At 58.6% G+C, this 15,355-nt stretch carries 18 protein-coding genes and 1 pseudogene; 10 read left to right on the top strand and 9 right to left on the bottom strand.

Features of this window, described 5'->3' with window-relative positions:
- Nucleotides 1-86: 86 nt before the first annotated feature.
- Both SO139_RS42250 and SO139_RS42245 read left to right on the top strand, forming a co-directional pair.
- Complete coding sequence (locus SO139_RS42250; protein ID WP_474801167.1) at nucleotides 87-398, top strand: DUF736 domain-containing protein; 312 nt, start codon at nucleotides 87-89, stop codon at nucleotides 396-398.
- Between the two features lie 62 nt (nucleotides 399-460).
- The gene (locus SO139_RS42245) at nucleotides 461-604 is read left to right on the top strand and encodes a hypothetical protein (protein ID WP_474801165.1); all 144 of its coding nucleotides are present in this window, start codon (nucleotides 461-463) and stop codon (nucleotides 602-604) included.
- Nucleotides 605-623: 19 nt separating this feature from the next.
- Here the strand turns inward: SO139_RS42245 and SO139_RS42240 are convergent, their stop codons facing one another.
- Nucleotides 624-929, bottom strand: a complete 306-nt coding sequence (locus SO139_RS42240; protein ID WP_474801163.1) for an HU family DNA-binding protein — start codon at nucleotides 927-929, stop codon at nucleotides 624-626.
- A gap of 105 nt (nucleotides 930-1,034) precedes the next feature.
- Nucleotides 1,035-1,139 (bottom strand): hypothetical protein, encoded by a 105-nt coding sequence (locus SO139_RS42235; protein ID WP_474801249.1) that lies wholly within the window; start codon nucleotides 1,137-1,139, stop codon nucleotides 1,035-1,037.
- Between the two features lie 900 nt (nucleotides 1,140-2,039).
- On the opposite strand from SO139_RS42235, the gene SO139_RS42230 reads away from it, so the two are divergent.
- From SO139_RS42230 to SO139_RS42215, 4 genes are all read left to right on the top strand, one after another.
- Nucleotides 2,040-2,801 carry a ParA family protein gene (locus SO139_RS42230; protein ID WP_474801161.1) on the top strand — a complete coding sequence of 254 codons (762 nt, stop codon included), beginning with the start codon at nucleotides 2,040-2,042 and terminating at the stop codon, nucleotides 2,799-2,801.
- Nucleotides 2,791-3,771: a ParB/RepB/Spo0J family partition protein gene (locus SO139_RS42225; protein ID WP_474801159.1), complete on the top strand. Its 981-nt coding sequence runs from the start codon at nucleotides 2,791-2,793 to the stop codon at nucleotides 3,769-3,771. The genes SO139_RS42230 and SO139_RS42225 overlap by 11 nt, the downstream gene beginning before the upstream one ends.
- Before the next feature lie 423 nt (nucleotides 3,772-4,194).
- Nucleotides 4,195-4,713, top strand: a complete 519-nt coding sequence (locus tag SO139_RS42220) for a plasmid mobilization protein (protein WP_474801157.1) — start codon at nucleotides 4,195-4,197, stop codon at nucleotides 4,711-4,713.
- Nucleotides 4,710-5,783: a relaxase/mobilization nuclease domain-containing protein gene (locus SO139_RS42215; protein WP_498541885.1), complete on the top strand. Its 1,074-nt coding sequence runs from the start codon at nucleotides 4,710-4,712 to the stop codon at nucleotides 5,781-5,783. Before SO139_RS42220 ends, SO139_RS42215 begins: the two co-directional genes overlap by 4 nt.
- A gap of 512 nt (nucleotides 5,784-6,295) precedes the next feature.
- Here SO139_RS42215 and SO139_RS42210 read toward each other — a convergent pair.
- Nucleotides 6,296-7,179 (bottom strand): annotated as a pseudogene (locus SO139_RS42210) (nucleotidyl transferase AbiEii/AbiGii toxin family protein).
- Nucleotides 7,172-7,816 (bottom strand): type IV toxin-antitoxin system AbiEi family antitoxin domain-containing protein, encoded by a 645-nt coding sequence (locus SO139_RS42205; RefSeq protein ID WP_474801151.1) that lies wholly within the window; start codon nucleotides 7,814-7,816, stop codon nucleotides 7,172-7,174. Before SO139_RS42205 ends, SO139_RS42210 begins: the two are co-directional and overlap by 8 nt.
- A gap of 185 nt (nucleotides 7,817-8,001) precedes the next feature.
- On the opposite strand from SO139_RS42205, the gene SO139_RS42200 reads away from it, so the two are divergent.
- Both SO139_RS42200 and SO139_RS42195 read left to right on the top strand, forming a co-directional pair.
- Complete coding sequence (locus SO139_RS42200) at nucleotides 8,002-8,880, top strand: S1 family peptidase (RefSeq protein WP_498541884.1); 879 nt, start codon at nucleotides 8,002-8,004, stop codon at nucleotides 8,878-8,880.
- Nucleotides 8,881-9,313: 433 nt separating this feature from the next.
- The gene (locus tag SO139_RS42195; RefSeq protein ID WP_474801147.1) at nucleotides 9,314-9,496 is read left to right on the top strand and encodes a hypothetical protein; all 183 of its coding nucleotides are present in this window, start codon (nucleotides 9,314-9,316) and stop codon (nucleotides 9,494-9,496) included.
- Between the two features lie 94 nt (nucleotides 9,497-9,590).
- On the opposite strand, the gene SO139_RS42190 is transcribed toward SO139_RS42195, so the two are convergent.
- The 4 genes from SO139_RS42190 to SO139_RS42175 all read right to left on the bottom strand — a co-directional run bounded on the left by SO139_RS42190 (nucleotide 9,591) and on the right by SO139_RS42175 (nucleotide 12,586).
- On the bottom strand, nucleotides 9,591-9,974 hold the full coding sequence (locus tag SO139_RS42190; protein ID WP_474804889.1) for a hypothetical protein: 384 nt from the start codon (nucleotides 9,972-9,974) through the stop codon (nucleotides 9,591-9,593).
- Between the two features lie 10 nt (nucleotides 9,975-9,984).
- A complete protein-coding gene (locus tag SO139_RS42185; RefSeq protein WP_474804891.1) occupies nucleotides 9,985-10,752 on the bottom strand; it encodes a hypothetical protein in 768 nt (255 codons plus the stop codon).
- Between the two features lie 149 nt (nucleotides 10,753-10,901).
- Nucleotides 10,902-12,002 (bottom strand): S1 family peptidase, encoded by a 1,101-nt coding sequence (locus SO139_RS42180; RefSeq protein ID WP_498541883.1) that lies wholly within the window; start codon nucleotides 12,000-12,002, stop codon nucleotides 10,902-10,904.
- 5 nt (nucleotides 12,003-12,007) lie between these two features.
- Nucleotides 12,008-12,586 carry a matrixin family metalloprotease gene (locus tag SO139_RS42175; RefSeq protein WP_498541882.1) on the bottom strand — a complete coding sequence of 193 codons (579 nt, stop codon included), beginning with the start codon at nucleotides 12,584-12,586 and terminating at the stop codon, nucleotides 12,008-12,010.
- Nucleotides 12,587-13,148: 562 nt separating this feature from the next.
- On the opposite strand from SO139_RS42175, the gene SO139_RS42170 reads away from it, so the two are divergent.
- Both SO139_RS42170 and SO139_RS42165 read left to right on the top strand, forming a co-directional pair.
- The gene (locus SO139_RS42170; protein WP_474804897.1) at nucleotides 13,149-13,493 is read left to right on the top strand and encodes a type IV toxin-antitoxin system AbiEi family antitoxin domain-containing protein; all 345 of its coding nucleotides are present in this window, start codon (nucleotides 13,149-13,151) and stop codon (nucleotides 13,491-13,493) included.
- Between the two features lie 14 nt (nucleotides 13,494-13,507).
- Nucleotides 13,508-14,377: a nucleotidyl transferase AbiEii/AbiGii toxin family protein gene (locus tag SO139_RS42165; RefSeq protein ID WP_498541881.1), complete on the top strand. Its 870-nt coding sequence runs from the start codon at nucleotides 13,508-13,510 to the stop codon at nucleotides 14,375-14,377.
- A gap of 184 nt (nucleotides 14,378-14,561) precedes the next feature.
- Here the strand turns inward: SO139_RS42165 and SO139_RS42160 are convergent, their stop codons facing one another.
- On the bottom strand, nucleotides 14,562-15,203 hold the full coding sequence (locus tag SO139_RS42160) for a hypothetical protein (protein WP_498541880.1): 642 nt from the start codon (nucleotides 15,201-15,203) through the stop codon (nucleotides 14,562-14,564).
- Nucleotides 15,204-15,355: the final 152 nt, after the last annotated feature.

The following is a 15,355-nucleotide window of genomic DNA, read 5'->3' as shown; positions in this document are numbered from 1 at the left end:
ACGTTGAGGGCAGGGTCTTCCACCCTGCGGGGGCATTGAATGCGCGTACCGGATCCCACCCAGTACTCCTGGCGCACAATGAGACAATGGCTACCATCGGCACCTTCACCTCCACGGGCAACGGCTTCTCCGGCGCGATCAAGACGCTCAACCTCAACGTCAAGGCCAAGCTGATCCGCGTCGACAACCCTTCCGACAAGGGCCCGCACTTCCGCATCTACTCGGGCAACGTCGAGTTGGGCGCGGCCTGGCAGAAGACCGCCAAGGACACCGAGCGCGACTACCTCTCCGTCAAGCTGGACGATCCGAGCTTCCCGGCTCCGATCTACGCCACCCTGACCGAGGTCGAAGGTGCGGAAGGTCTCCAGCTGATCTGGTCTCGGCCGAACCGGGACTGAAGCTCAGTCAGTGGGCTCCGCCGCAAGGCGGGGCCTGCTTCCCTTCGACCGGAGAGGCGATCATGAACATCGACATCATTGAAGAATTGCGAGCCGAACTGCGCGACTGCGTATTCACGCCGGCAGAGCGCAAGGCGCTCGAACGCGAACTGGCCGAACTCATCCGCCAACGCGACGAAGCGCTTGCAGCCGAAGAGGGGGCATAAGCCCCCCTCGTCTTGCGTCTTACGATGTACCGTCGTTAGAGGCCGCTCCTCCGTTCAGAACGTCCTTGATGGCTTTGGCAGGCGTAAACGTCAGCTTTCTGGAAGCTGCGATCGCAATCGTTGCGCCGGTCGACGGATTGCGGCCCTCGCGGGCGGGGCTATCCTTGACCTTGAACTTGCCGAACCCGGGAAGGCTCGTCTCGGCTCCCCTCACGGCCGCATCAGCGATGGCCTTGAACACACTATCGACGATGGATTTGGCCTGAGCTTTTGTCAGGTCGTTCTCGGCTGCAATTTTTTCGGCAATCTCATTGGCAGTCGTCATCGGAGAGCTCCGTCTTGTTTCAATTTTGCTCGTCTGACATCAAGGCCGTGGAACAGATAGAGCCGGCATCACAAGCAGTGCCGCAATCCGCGAAAAATTGTCGGACTATGGCAGCCTTCCGTCCATTGCAGCGTAACCGCGCCTCCGCTTGGGATGCTCCAGCCATCCGAACGCTTCGACTGCCTCTGCACTGCCGTCGAAGGTCTGCACCACGGTCTGGCCATTCGTGCCGATCGGCCCCAATTGCGGATCAGCGAAACTTCTCTGAACAGGTTCGGCTTCGCGGATGGCTCGATGCGGCGATGCTGAATGGAAGATCAGCGATCTGCAGCGCTACTCTGCAAGGATTGGCAAGTTTTCCGGAGCGGTTGCAGAATAGGGCTTTTCCCGACGATTGCTTGGTCTGTCGCCGGGTCTAGAGCCTTTGCACCCGAGGCGCGTTCCCTTTCGAGGGCACAAAGCGCGCCCAATTCCGTGGCTATTGCGGGCGCAATCCAATCCTTACGAGGATCTGGCAACAACAGAGAGGACATAACGGCCTGAGCTATGATTACGACAGCTAGAACTCGGTAGGCTGCAACTGCTCTCCAGATGCCTATAATGTCAGCGAGCAGAAGCATAAAACTGAGAACGCCTAAGTCCCAAGACACGAGTTTCATCCAGTGTATGCGAAACCCTCGAATTGGCCGAACTTGACTAGGTGCCAATGCTTAAGAAGGAGAGTGGGCTCCCGGCCAATAAGGCCAGCCTACGGGTGATACTGCGTTAATCGTTTGGGCGAGCCCCTCGGGGGACAGCTCTACTCGCGCCGCCCGGCGGCGCTCCCGGAGCCCGCAAGCGGTCTCCGCGCATTCGCGTGGCGATCCTCTCGCGACCGTGTCGACAGCAGTGGTCCAGCAACGAGCACGGTCCCAGTCGCGCTTGCCAGAATTTGTTCCTTCCGATGGTTGTGGACTGACCTGACTCTTCTGGCAGGGGATTCGCCGGGTGAATTTCGGGATCGTTCCGGTGATCGGATTCGCGATCGTCTGTTGGTTCAAACCAACACCTCCACGAAACGATGGACGAGGACATGAACCCAGCGTCGCAAGACCCATCCCGGATTTTGAGATGAAGACCATTGTCATCAACAATCAAAAGGGCGGGGTCGGCAAGACGACACTTGCTGTGCATTTGGCTTGGTTCATGGCGGAAGCGAATCTCCGCGTTCTCGTGATCGACGTGGATGCGCAGAGCAATGCATCGGATACGTTGAGGCACTACGCCGGGTCAACGTTCGCCGCGGATCTGTTCAAACCGGGGACACGGGTCGTCTCTCGTGAAGGCGAAGGTCTAACGCTTGCGCCGGCCGATAGCTCGCTGACTGATCTCGATCGTAGCAATGCCGCCGCCATCACGACTCTGCAAGAGAACCTCGCCATCGCGTCGGATCAGTTCGATGCCTGCGTCATCGATACGCCGCCATCACTTGGACTGCGCAGTGTCGGCTGTTTGGTTGCGGCGTCGCATGTGCTGGCCCCCATCTATCTGGAGGACTATTCGATCAAGGGCGTCAAAGGTCTGATGCAGACCGTGATCGGCGTGCAGAGGCGTTATGGCCGCCAGGATACGAAGTTCCTCGGGTTGTTGCCTTCAAACTTCAATACGAAATCGCCTCGTCAACGAACGCATCTTGAGCAACTCTTGCGCGAGGCCGGCAAGTATGTGTTCCCGGGCCAGATCGTGGCAAGGGACGGCTACGCTGAGGCCGTCGCGGAACGCCTGCCGGTCTGGAAGCTCAAGCGCCGCTCCGCGCAGGAGGCTGGTCGCGAAATCCGTGATGTTCTCGCCAAGATCGTCGCGCAGATGAACGAGACGGCACGTGGCGCTTGATCTCAGCTTTAAGCAGCTCATCGACGCCGCGGAAGACGGTGTCGCCGCAGTCGGGCAACCGACTTGCATCGCCATCGACCGCATTGACGAAGATCCGGACCAGCCCCGTCGCAGCTTCGACGAACAGAAGCTCGAGGAGCTTGCCGAATCTGTCCTTCAGCATGGCGTGCTGCAACCGATTGTGCTGCGGCATGGGACTAACGAAAGCCGGTACGTGATCGTCATAGGCTCGAGGCGGTATCGTGCTGCCAAACGCGCCGGGCTCCGTGAGATCCCGGCCTTCGTTCATGCCGTTCGTTCTGCGGATCGTTATGTTCAGATGATCGAGAATATCCAGCGCGACGACCTCAACGCTCTCGAAATTGCGGCATTCGTAGCGGACCGCTTGGAGCGGGGCGATAACCAGGCTGACATCTCGCGCAAGCTCGGCAAGCCCAGGGACTGGGTGTCTCGCTACGCGTCGGTCCAAAGTATGCCGGAATTTCTCCGGTCGAAGCTTGCCGGCTCGTCAATCCGTGCTGTCTATGAACTCTATCAGGCTTGGCGTGAGCAGCCCAACGCCGTCGAGACCATATGTGCAGCACGGGAAAGCTTCACCGACGCCCACGCCCGCCAGCTGGCTCGCAAAATTCGCAGCAAAGTTGGCGACTCCCATGCTGATGGTGAAGGTGCCGCTGGAACTCAATCGGCACGAGGTCCGATCGCACCGCAAGTAGCATTGCGACCCATAGAGAGAGACCGTGTAACGGCCGCCGCGGAAAAGTGCTCCAACTCTTCGGTCCATCGAAATGAGCGAATTAGTTCATCAGTGACGATCAGAGTGCGCCACCAAGATCGCGCCGGCTGTCTTCTCGTCGATCGGGTCGCGTCTCAAGGCTCACGCCATGCCGTGCTATTGGTCGATGGCGCAGAGGAAGCGGAAGAGGTGCCGGCATCGACCATCACGATCGAAGAGATCATTTTTGCATAAGCTGGCCTTAGACTGTCTCCTCAGAAATACTGCTGCGCCTGGTGCGCCAGTAGAGCGGATTTCCCATCCGAAGGATGGCGCGTCAGCGCAGCAGTCGGAGGCCGAACGCGCCCCCCATAGCGCCGTAGAGAGGCCGGAGGCTGCTGGAAAGCCGCGGCCCACGTGCTCGGTGCCCGTGTTGCCGATCCGCACGCGCAGCGTTCGAGCAATGCAAAGATTAGCGGTGATGGCTGCGCCACTCCCGGAGGAATGTTGCGCATCGATCGTCACCTGGGTTGGATCTCACCTGCAGCAAATGCCGAGCTTTGATTGCCGAGCCGGTTGGTTTGAACCAACATCGAGGGGGTGGAGAGATTCGCACTTTCTAGTGCAGGATAGGCTTCGCGCCAGCGATGTATTACATCGCGGTTGGGATTGGACTGCATGGCTCTGATCTCGGTGCGTGTTCCAGACGAGCTCGCGGCGGAGTTCTCAGCCTTTGCGGCGACCCAGGGTGGCAAATCCGCGCTGCTGCGGCGTCTCATTGCTGATGCACTAGCTGCACCAGCGCCGCGCATCTTGGCGGTGCCGGTCGGACGGCCGGAGAAGGTGACGGTGCGGTTTCGCGAGAGCGAGATGCGGCAGCTCGCGGAACTGTCACATCAGCGCGGCATGACCCGAACCGGCTGGATCGTTGCATTGGTGCGCTCGCGGTTGGCATCACCTGTGCAGCATTCTCCAGGCGAGCACGAGGCGCTCCGCGCGATTGTTCGCGAGCTCAACCGGATCGGCGGCAACATCAACCAGATCGCGCGCGCGGCGAACGCCAGGGTGCTGCAGGGCAGGGCGGTTGAGCCCGATCTGTCCGCAATTCAGGAGGCCAAACTCGTCATCGAAAAAGAGCTGGCGCAACTACGTAATGCGCTGAATGGCAACGCGGATTATTGGGATGGACGGCGATGAGCCGGCGCTCACCGCGGCCGACCGGGTTAGCCTCCGATCTACCGCCGATCTCGTATGTCTGGGAAACGCCTAATCGGCGCCCGCGGCTGGCCGAGTGGGATATCCCCGACCCGGCTTCTCCTGGTCGCCTCACGCGGGCGATGCGTGCAAAGCTCGAACGTATCGTCCGCCGAGCACCAGAGGTGATGGTCAAGATCACCGGTCGCACCAAGGACGTGGCGCATCTCAAGTCACATCTTGCATACATCACACGAAACGGCGAGCTCGATGCGGAAACAGAGCAGGGTGCGACCCTCGCGGGTCGTTCCGGATTGAAAGACTTACAGCAACGCTGGGAGGATGATGCAGGTCTCGACGACAAGCGCCGCCGCGATGGCTCGCTCTCGGTCAACATCATTCTATCGATGCCGGCTGGCACCGATGCCGTCGCCGTCAAGGATTCAGCCCGCGCATTTGCCATCGAAGCGTTCGGAGACAATCACGACTACGTCTTCGTCCAGCACCTCGACGACAAGCACCCCCACGTGCACATGACCGTTCGGTCTCTGGGCAATGACGGCAAACGCCTCAACCCCCGCAAAGCGGATCTTCAGGCCTGGCGGGAACGGTTCGCTGGCGAACTCCGGCTTCGCGGGATCGCGGCGGAGGCAACGCCGCGGCGGACGCGCGGAAGGGTTCGAAAGGCTGATCGCGGAGCGGTGCTCGTTTTGCGCAAGCGAAAGATCACGCCCGATGTCGATCGGATCGCCCGTAAAGAGGTGCTTTCGGAGGTGAGGGGCGGCAGGACTGCCAAACATCCTTGGGACGAACAGATTAAGTCACGCCAACACGCGATCAGGCGGCGATATCTGGAGTATGCGGCCGAGCTACAGCGCTCCGGAAGGGCAGCGGATCACGAGCTCGCGCGCCAAATTAGGCAATTCGTCAACGATATGCCCGCTGTCGAGACGCGTCGGCATGCTCTGAAGAGAGACCTTTCGGAGCTGGCCAGTAGCCGGCGGAAAGACGCAAAGCAGGACGTTGATGCAGAGGGGCGCGACAAAATACGAGGCGATGAGCGGACTAGATAGATGGGTCAGATATTCTCGAGCTATTGATCGGATCTCTGCCGCCATCGGAAGCCGTCAAGGCCATTTGACTCTGTCAGGCTCATAACCTGAAGGTCATAGGTTCAAATCCTTTCCTCGCAACCAAGATTTCGAAATAAATTCAAAGAATTAGCCCGCCTCTAGCGGGCTTTTTCATCTCAGAACAGGCGCAACAGAGCGTTTTTTCTATCCCCTGTATTTCCACGCATTCCGACAAATTCCGGAAGCGGTTCGCATGCGTTCCGAAGCGCTCCATCTGACATGGATCTGACATGGAAAAGCATTGCATGTGCTTCGTCAGCCTTCAAATTCGTCGCGGATGTTTTCCCTAGCGAAGAGTTATGCCGATGATCGGCATGTCGATGATCAGCACGTGCCGGTGCTGCTGGCGCGGACGGTGCCGTCGGTGCCGATGATGATCTTGATGCTGATCGTGCTGCTGCTGCTGCTGGTCATCGCGATGATCATCGGCATGCTCATCATGATCATCCCGGCTAAGTCGGCTTCTCCTCGTCTTTCAGGGCAAGGGCTTCTTTCGCCCGCGGCAGCAGAAATTCTGCGAGCGTCTTTGCCACATCTGTCAGGGTGCCCGGATCGACCGCGACCTGCTTGGTGAACGCCGCCCACTGATCCTTTTTGCCGGCGTCCTCGGTGAAGGCAGTCGTGAACGCGTCCGGCGGTGCGGTGGGAATTTCAGTCTTACGTCGCTTGAAGGTCGCCTTGATGGCGCGGGCCAGGGTGTCGCCCTCGAACTTGTAAGAGCGGATCAAAACCCAGACGTCGTAGAAGTCTTTCAGGCGCGTATTAGCAAGGCCGAGCACGACCATCGCCTGGAACTTCTCAGCGATGACGCTCTCGCGCGGATAGGAGCGCAGCTTTGGCGCCGGAAATCCAGCAGCACGGGCAGGTCGGTCTCCTGCACACCGGGCTCGATGGCGTCGCCAAACGCGATGTCGATCACCACACGAACGCGGGCGTTGTCGACCTTGGCATTACCCTTGATCCGGACGCCGCCGTATTCGTTTTCGTCGCGGATGCGGTCGACGGTGAAACTGGCTGGATTGAAGCTAACGCCGTCGGCGGCGTCCGCGGCGGCAATCTCCTTGAAGATCGCCAGGAGTGCTTCTGGATCGGGATCGCCCTGGCCGAGAAGGTCGAGGTCGCGCGTCGGTCGAAACTGGTTATCGACCCAGGTCGCGAGTAGGATAGCGCCCTTGAGAACAAAGCGATTGCGGTAGTCGGTCGAGCCGAGACGATAAAGCAGTCGCTCAAGCACGTAGCGAGTGAGGAGAAGATCAAAGGGCTGATTGCGTTCCTTGGAGAGCGCAAGCAGCCGTGCACGGACCGAGGCACCGACATTTTTGGGTTGGTTAGCCATTCGTGGTCATCGCGTCCATATAGGGTTTCATCGCTTTCCAAACTCCGGCCTTGCGCGCGAAATCCGCGATCTCCGCGGGCTTCGCCTTTCGGGTTCGCAGCGCCTCGCGCAGACCTTCGAGCGCGAGGTTGAGGCCGGTACTGTGACGATAGCGTGTCCCGGCGCGACGCCGATAGCGGAAAAGATCGACCACTGTCTTGGCTGGGCTGAAGATCTTTACCGGGCAGCCTTCGATGATATGCGTCTCGACGCCCTCCTGAAGGCGCTCCGAGCTGAAGCGAACGAACTGCATGGGCGGATTGGTTGAAAGAGGTTGGCGGTCCTTGGGACCGATAGCGAGCCAGACCATCGAGGGGAGAGTATCGGTTAGCTCATGGAACGCGAGCGCAGAGGTCAGCGCGACGACTCCCTTGGGCACGCGCTTGGCGGCTTCGGCGAGGGAGTGATGCGTGTCGATGGGCGTGTCGGGAAGCTGGTAGAGGCCGCGCCCGAGTTGGACGACAATGCCTTTTTGCTTCATGCGGGCGATTGTCGCGGGTGTGACGCCAACCGTGGCGAGCTCGGACGGGCGCGCGATGCCGCGCTCCTTGAGGAGTTTGATGGCTCGGTCTTGTTGGGTCGACGATGGCTTTGTCATGGCGATACAATATGTCGGGTATAGGATGTTTATATCCGACGTTTTATATCATACCAAGCCGCAGCTAAAAATATGTAAAGTCGATCAATCTATTGATAATTCTAAAATTTATGAACCGGAACCGGATCTGATCCCGGTCCGAAGCGAGAATGCGTCTTCAGCTAGGTATTTGAGGTTAGCTCGAAATGAGTGTGAACGAAAATTCGATGCGCGTGACGCGAATTGAGCCGTTTTGGCATGACGTTCCCCTGCCCAAAGCGACGGGATTTTTCTACCAATTCGGGCAGACGCATGCGCTCGTCACGAATTGGCACGTCCTATCTGGTAAGCATGCCGTCACTGAAAAACCGTTGGATGAACACGGTCGTTTCCCGACCCGACTGAAATGCCATTGGACCGAACAAGACCGCTCGCAGGGTCTAGGAAGATTTCGGGAGCTCCAACTTCCGGTGATTAAAGACGGCTGTCCCACCTGGTGCCAACATAAGGGGTTCCGTAATCAGGAAGGTAAGGCGCAGCAGGTCGACATCGGAGTGATCTTTCTCAACGATTGGATGCCGAGCTACGAAGACGAAAAAGATCGGATCGCTGCCTTCAGTGCTTCCGTTCTGGTTAACATGGATAAAGAGGGAAAGGCCCAAAATTACGAATACGGATACGCACGGGTGGGCGCTGACGTTTTCATTCTGGGGTTTCCATTGGGCTTGGCCCTGCAAGGCGTACTTCCAATCTGGAAGCGTGGTTCGATCGCGTCGGAACCGCTCGTCGCGATCGATAACGATCTACCAATTTTCTTTGTCGACGCAGCAACCCGCCACGGAATGTCGGGCTCGCCTGTAGTTTATTTAGGGCAGGAATTGACCAATCCCAAGGGGCTACCAGCCCAGACGCCGCCGACATATCCTGAACCTTGGTTGCTCGGCGTTTATGCTGGGCGGCGCGGTTCATCTCAAGAGGAATCGGAGATGTCTTTCGGACGCGTCTGGCACCGTCGACTGTTGGATGAAATCTTTTTCAAGCGTGTCCGCGGTGGAACGCCGGCTTTAGCCGAGGATACAACTTGATCCGGCAGCGCACAAAATGGAATCCCTTCAATTTTAGAGCAGATGCTCTGTCAACTCAGGGAAATTACGAACCCGCAAGATCGCATGAGGCACGTCTATTTGCGCAACGTCACCCGTGTCGAACCAGTAAACGTGACTGAACCCGGCGGATAGCGCTCCCTCCACGTCTGCGCGGAAGTCATCTCCCACAAATACTGCAGAGGCTGAGACGAGCGCCGTAAACGGCGGCCTTGACTGCCTATCCCCGCTCGCGCGGGCCTAGTCGGATTGCATGCGCAACCCTGTGCGCATGATAGCAAACAGGCTTGTTCCGCGTAGGCGTTTGAAGCGGTCGGAAAGCAAGATAAAACTGCCGAGGGGGAGCCCGAAAGTCCGTTCATCGACCGAGCATGCCAACCTCCTTGCAGGTAGCAGGACAGGAGCCACCACGCCGATGACAGAGCTGCATGCGAGGTTAGAAAAGCTCCGTGCCGACGCCGCGGAATGTGCCTCCATCCGCGATCTGGCAACCGATGACCGCAAGCGCCAGCTCTTCGCTCGCCTTGCCGCTCACCTGAGCATCCTCGCCGACGAGGTCGAACGCGCTATCGAAACGAGTGGATCTGACGCGAGCTAGATCTGGCTACGGCGAATTCCCTTGCGCCCTTGAGTTGGCCTCTGGAACAATGTTGGACGCGGAGGCGGTCCCACATATCATGAGTCGCGCGACATCAGTTTTTCTGGCGGGGGCGCTGTTGAGTCGCCAAAGTACGGCCAAGGGCCTCTACTATTGACTTCTCTGCCTTCCGGGCTCCCTTGTTCTCTGCATCCCGGTCCTGAGCCATCTCTTCCGTCCCTTTGCAGACGGCACCAGCCTCGTCGGCGCACAAGCAATAGGCGCGCACCGTCATGGTATTGACCTTGTCCATCCTTGCGATGAGCTGATTGCCGATGGCACGGCACGCCTCAGGGCTGCGTGTTTCTACCTGGCTCGTGCTTTGGAGCGTCCAGTTGATCTTCGTCTCCAGATCGGCCTTCGCGATGCCTGCTGGATCCAGCGGCGGTTGTCCAACAAAATACAAGATCAGCAGAGTCGTCGGGAGTGAATCCGCCATGGTGAACCCCTTATTGGCCAACTGCCCGCAGATTCTGCAATTGTTGCCGAATCTGTTGCAGCGAGACTTGTTGGTCTTCAAGAACCGAAATGGTTGACGTTACCTGGCGTGCCCGATTTCGTTTGAACCCCGCGCCTCCTTCCGGGAGGGTCACGAGGTCATACTTGGCTACGACGGCCGGTTTCTTCGTGAAGACAATGCTCAAGGTTTCGTCGAGCTGCAGGTACCCTCCAAGCGTCAGGAAGTCCGTGCCGGGCGGGAATGTGTAAGTGTAGCTTGCCGCGCCGTTGAACTTCACCACGACCTGGGCCGTGAATTTCGGGTTGTCGATCGTTGAGCCGGCGGTGGCGGTGGCCTGTACTGAACGGTATAGCCAATCCTTGATCGCCAGGTTCTTTGTCAGCGAATGATAAGAGATCGTCTCTTTCTCGCAGGGTAGGGCGCTATCGAGAATGAGTTTCTCGGAGTCGAAGTTGAAGTCGACGCTTCCCGTGCGGTTGCCTCGCATATCGAGCGTGACACCGTTGCCGCTCCCCACGACCCAGTTCGAGAAACGCGTCGTCGCCGTTGCGGGCACCTTCCGGGTCAGACCGGCGCCGGGGACGAAATCCGCTTCCGATTTTGGATTGAGGGTGACCGCGATCTTCCAGTTTCGCGCATTGAAGAGTTCGTGTGGCACTTCACGGTCGAGCGTGCCCAGCGCATCCTGAAGCTCGCACGCCGAATGGAGCATGATATCCCGCATCGGCAACGCCCAGTCTGGTGCAATGTCGGGCATGATGGCGCATCCGCGGAGCCCACCTGCAAGCGCAAGCGCCAGTTGCTGCAATCGTACCACATCCGCCCCCTTACGTGTTCGTCCCCGACCCCTGCATCGCCAAAGATTGCTTCCCCATGCAATCAAGTCCGATGCTCCGACCTTCTTTCCTATTGCAAGCCGTCCGCCGCGATGCGTTCCTGTCGCAATGTCACATAACCAGCCCACCATCCGCGCCAGCGATCGACCGCGGGCCCGCTCTCCAGTCGGTACGCAAAGACGGCCGCCCCTCCACCGCTCTCAATGTTGCACGTGATGTCATTGGCATGATTGGCGCTCTCTGGCTTTGGCGTACACGCGACAATCTTGTAGCCGGGCTCAGCGGCAAAACGGGATTGGTAGTTGCGCGAATGCGACGCCAGCGCGACCGGATGATCGTCCTTGGTCTCGGATACCGTGAAGCTTCGATCGAGCTTGGCCGGGCCTAAAAGCGCTTTCGAAGAACTTGGGTCGACCGCGATGGAGGTATTGGCATCGACAACGAGCTCCTCCTGAGCGACCCGCCAGCAGCGTTTGTCCTCCGCGATGTCGTTGATGTGCTGGTACAACGGGCTTGCAACCACTTCCGACGCGGGGATGAAAAAGTTCACGCCGTTTACGTTGCGCGTCTCGCCGCCAAACGTCCACTGAACAACGCCGCCGACGGCGATACCCAGCAGAAAACCATGGTCTTCGAAGACAGGCCCTCCACTGTTGCCCGGATTCATCACGGTATCGGTCTGCCACCGCATCTCCTTGGGAGGGGAGCCATGGTTGCTGACCAAGCCGCTCGAGAGGCTGAGGTCCTGGTTGAGCGGAAAGCCAAGGACGAGCGCCGTGGTGCCCGTTGGAGCCTGGGACGGCTTCACGACGATGGGTACGGGGCAACGTTTCCCGCCGGCATCCGACACGGGCGTGCCCAACTGCAGAAGCGCGAGGTCGCGCTGCGTATCGCGCGCCAGCACGGTGGCGGATATCGGATTGTTCAGCCGCGACTTGAGCCGGATAAATATGTCCAGCTTCTTGTAGTTGTTCGCATCCGGAACAACATGGTTGTTGGTAATGACCAGCGTCTCGCCGATCAAAAGGCCCGAGCCGGCTCCGACGTCCTGCTTGTCGTTGAATAGCGTTCCAATCGTCTCCACGTGGGCGACGCGGGCATCGTATTTTCCGGCAACCCTGACCGCAGCCGCGTCAGCGAGGGCGCTGACCGGAAGGCTTACCGCCGTCAAAAGCGCTAGCCAGGCGTTCCATAGAAGGTTTGCAGCGCATCTCTGTCGAGATCGCTCAGTTTTCCGTCGCCGTTCCATATCGGATTACAATAATTCATGATTGATTGGGGATCGTATTTCGTAACCTTGTAGTCGCCGTCCGTACCTTGGGCATCTTTGTGGCACTCGGGCGGAGCGTCATCGCGGTTTTGCTCATGGGTAAAGCCCAGGGCGTGCCCGAATTCGTGCGCCGCGACGGCATACACACAGAATTCACGTGTCGCCTGACAGCTCTTGCTCCACTTCTTAAAAGTAAAATTGAGGACCATGCCATCGGGGCGTTGGTCGAGAAATCTGCCAAGTGCCTTCGTATGCGCTCCCTCATCCGCGATACGAATGTGGATGCCGGACGTGTCTTTCTCGCATTTTCCCCAACCCTCGAACATGATCTTGGAGTACCGTTGCCAGGTCTCTTCCGCGGCCGACCGCACGATCAAACGGTAAGGTGCGTCTTCTTTGACGGGATTTTCCCAGCAGACCTGGATGTTCAGGCGCTCCCACTTCGAGGCCTTCAGGACCGTCCCGAATGACTCTTCTTTGCTCATGCCCGCGGGCAGGGCGGCTTGAGCTCGCGCGCCAGATGACTGAAGCGCAGCGGTGCCGCCAGGACAACGGCAAACAATAGGACTCTACAAAAGCGGCTCATCGCAGGCATACGAAGCCAAAAAAAGACATCACTCAATATCGACAAAGCAACTTAAGCTTGCACAGATCGATGGCGCCGGCAAGCGGGTCGTTTATACGCCGCAACCGTTCTTGTGAATTTAGCGAGCTGGCGGCGGACCCTTGCCTCCCTCCCTTGCCTACAGGCCGGGACAGCGCGGTTGCCAGGACAAACGCGATCCAGCGCCCGGTGCCGATGCTGTTGTCGTGCGTAGGTCTCCTTCGAAATCCTGTTCTGCAAGGATGGCGGCTCGAAGCGGTACAAATCCGCAAGCTTTCCGATTGCGTCGAAGCCGCGGTTGCTCGTATGGATCTGCGCAAAGCCGACGGGAATGCTTGGCGGAAACGGGCCGCCCGGCCGTTTTTCCGCCATCTGGTCGGCGAGAGGTAAATTAGAAACGCGCCAGGCCTCCTCAACCACGATGTTGAATGGATGCCAGGTGCATGTTTCATGAGTTGACGGACCGTATCCCACCCTATGTATGGATGGCGATCGGTCCGCGCGACTGGCGACCCAAGATTACGGGTCCTCGTATTCAGATCGTGCGTTTCGGCCTGAAGGAATTCAACAAGGGCGTCGAACGTCACACGATCGAAGGCGTTTCAGTGCCGATCTATACGCCGGCCAAGACGATCGTTGATCTCTTCAAGAGCGGTCGGCGTCAAAAAGCTTTCTACGACGCACCCGCAGGCCTCGCGCACGCCACGGCGCAAAGCAACACCGTCAGAAATCGCAAAGTGCGCGGCCGAGGCCGGCATCTGGGAAAAAACCGTTCAGCCGCGCCTTGAGACGCTGACCATCAATGCGTAAGCCGCTGAAGAATGTCGGCGCTTCCGTCCGGGCCCGCCTGCTCAATCTCTCGAAAGAGCGCAATGAGCCGTTCGACCTCCTGCTCACGCAGTATGCGCTTGAACGGCTGCTCTATCGACTGAGCATCAGCAAGTACCAGGACAAGTTTGTCCTCAAAGGTGCGATGCTCCTACGCCATTGGCTCGATGATCCGCATCGACCGACACGCGATCTCGACCTCCTCGGCTTCGGCGAAAGTGATCCGCAACTTACCTTAGGCTACTTTCGGGAAATTGGTTCGATACAAACTGACGATGGCGCCACCTTCGAAACTGGCACACTCGAGGTCGATACGGTCCGTGACGACTCCGGCTACAGCGGACTGCGCCTCAAATGCTATGCGACCATGGACGGCGCGCGCATGCGGATCGTCGTCGATATCGGCTATGGCGACGCGACTGAGCCTGGACTCAACGAAATCGAACTTTTGCCGTTACTCGATCAACCGGCTCCCAAGCTTCGCGCGTATCCGCCGGAGACCGTCATCGCCGAGAAATTTCAGGCGATGGTCCATCTTGGCCTCGCCAATACGCGCTTGAAGGACTTCTACGATATCTGGGTGCTCTCCCGGACATACGAATTCAAGGATGACCGGCTCGCGCGCGCAATACGCGCGACCTTCGAGCGCAGAAAGACGCAGATCCCGACTGAGCGGCCAGATGCTCTCAGCGAGGCGTTCGCGAACGATCCCACCAAGATCCAGCAATGGGCTGCCTTCATCCAGGACGTCGCAATCGATCCCGGTCCTCTAAATGGCGTCGTCGAGACGCTTGCGACTGTCCTGATGCCTCACGCGGAAAAGGCGCGAAACCTGAAAGGCTAGGAGCCGCTATGGTCGGCCGGACCAAGACCGTCGGTATTGATGGTAAGCCCTTCAAGAGCGCCCTTCATCACTGGTGGCCCCGAGGTCTTGCCGGCTATTCCTCTTCGCGGGGCAGAATCATCGTCGGTTTCGTGACCGTTGCCGCTTTTGGGTAGCGCTCTGGATCAGGCGCCATTATGCTGTATCAGTCGGCGCACCAATCCCCGACCTTGATGGGCAGTGAAACCACATTAAAGTCCGTGCCGGGTTTAGGTAGATAACCCAAGCCTTTCATGCCACCATTCGCGAGCATCGTGCGGACGAGGTACCAGCCATGCATCATGCACTGAAGCGTCGTCATGACGGCCCGGTACTCCTTGAGGGAGAAACTTAGAAAACGCCAATCGTCGGGAAGAGTGGAACGCCGCACTATCGTCGGGCGATGAAACTCGACCAACCGTGAAACGACTTCCCTATCAAATTTGAGCCGAAACCATGTTTCACGCCGCTTCGTCGGCTCGATCGAAAGGCGCCTGTCTTCGACAGACAGAATTAGTCTCTTGCAATGCCAGAGTGGAAAGATGGTACAGAACTGATCGTAGTGCTCCGCATCCTTCAAGCGTCGAAGCAACGTTCGGCTTCGCACAGATGAAAGTCGTTTCATTCGCCGATCTGCTGGGGCCACTTCAATAAAGATTTTCGTGATGCTGGCGGCCCCGCGCGCTTGGGCGCCGAGCCTGTGAATTTCAATCACTACTGCGCGTTGAAGCTGGACCGAATCAGCAATCGGCAGGACATCGTAAGTCCACGTACAAAGACCCAAACTTCGCAACGTGTCCGCCATCATGGACAGCGTCGGGCCTGGCGAAGGATCTGCGAGGTTTCATCTGCGGCTGTCAAACGCCATCCGGAACTGCCCCCCTTGCGTCATGAAGAACTGCCCCCACCCTCGGGTTCATGATGTCGGTTGAAGGTTGGCTCCGCCGCTGACGGGACGGA

Source organism: Bradyrhizobium sp. UFLA05-89, assembly GCF_059803475.1.
Note: the sequence above shows the minus strand (reverse complement) of the source record. Positions and strands in the feature narration are given on the sequence as shown.

Excerpts from the sequence above, each read along its gene's own strand:
- SO139_RS42215 (WP_498541885.1), top strand. The coding sequence starts at position 4,710 with ATGAGCCGGCGCTCACCGCGGCCGACCGGGTTAGCCTCCGATCTACCG.
- SO139_RS42205 (WP_474801151.1), bottom strand. The coding sequence starts at position 7,816 with ATGACAAAGCCATCGTCGACCCAACAAGACCGAGCCATCAAACTCCTC.
- SO139_RS42240 (WP_474801163.1), bottom strand. The coding sequence starts at position 929 with ATGACGACTGCCAATGAGATTGCCGAAAAAATTGCAGCCGAGAACGAC.
- SO139_RS42160 (WP_498541880.1), bottom strand. The coding sequence starts at position 15,203 with ATGATGGCGGACACGTTGCGAAGTTTGGGTCTTTGTACGTGGACTTAC.
- SO139_RS42170 (WP_474804897.1), top strand. The coding sequence starts at position 13,149 with ATGTTTCATGAGTTGACGGACCGTATCCCACCCTATGTATGGATGGCG.
- SO139_RS42250 (WP_474801167.1), top strand. The coding sequence starts at position 87 with ATGGCTACCATCGGCACCTTCACCTCCACGGGCAACGGCTTCTCCGGC.
- SO139_RS42200 (WP_498541884.1), top strand. The coding sequence starts at position 8,002 with ATGAGTGTGAACGAAAATTCGATGCGCGTGACGCGAATTGAGCCGTTT.
- SO139_RS42165 (WP_498541881.1), top strand. The coding sequence starts at position 13,508 with ATGCGTAAGCCGCTGAAGAATGTCGGCGCTTCCGTCCGGGCCCGCCTG.
- SO139_RS42230 (WP_474801161.1), top strand. The coding sequence starts at position 2,040 with ATGAAGACCATTGTCATCAACAATCAAAAGGGCGGGGTCGGCAAGACG.
- SO139_RS42245 (WP_474801165.1), top strand. The coding sequence starts at position 461 with ATGAACATCGACATCATTGAAGAATTGCGAGCCGAACTGCGCGACTGC.
- SO139_RS42185 (WP_474804891.1), bottom strand. The coding sequence starts at position 10,752 with ATGCCCGACATTGCACCAGACTGGGCGTTGCCGATGCGGGATATCATG.
- SO139_RS42195 (WP_474801147.1), top strand. The coding sequence starts at position 9,314 with ATGACAGAGCTGCATGCGAGGTTAGAAAAGCTCCGTGCCGACGCCGCG.
- SO139_RS42175 (WP_498541882.1), bottom strand. The coding sequence starts at position 12,586 with ATGAGCAAAGAAGAGTCATTCGGGACGGTCCTGAAGGCCTCGAAGTGG.
- SO139_RS42190 (WP_474804889.1), bottom strand. The coding sequence starts at position 9,974 with ATGGCGGATTCACTCCCGACGACTCTGCTGATCTTGTATTTTGTTGGA.
- SO139_RS42220 (WP_474801157.1), top strand. The coding sequence starts at position 4,195 with ATGGCTCTGATCTCGGTGCGTGTTCCAGACGAGCTCGCGGCGGAGTTC.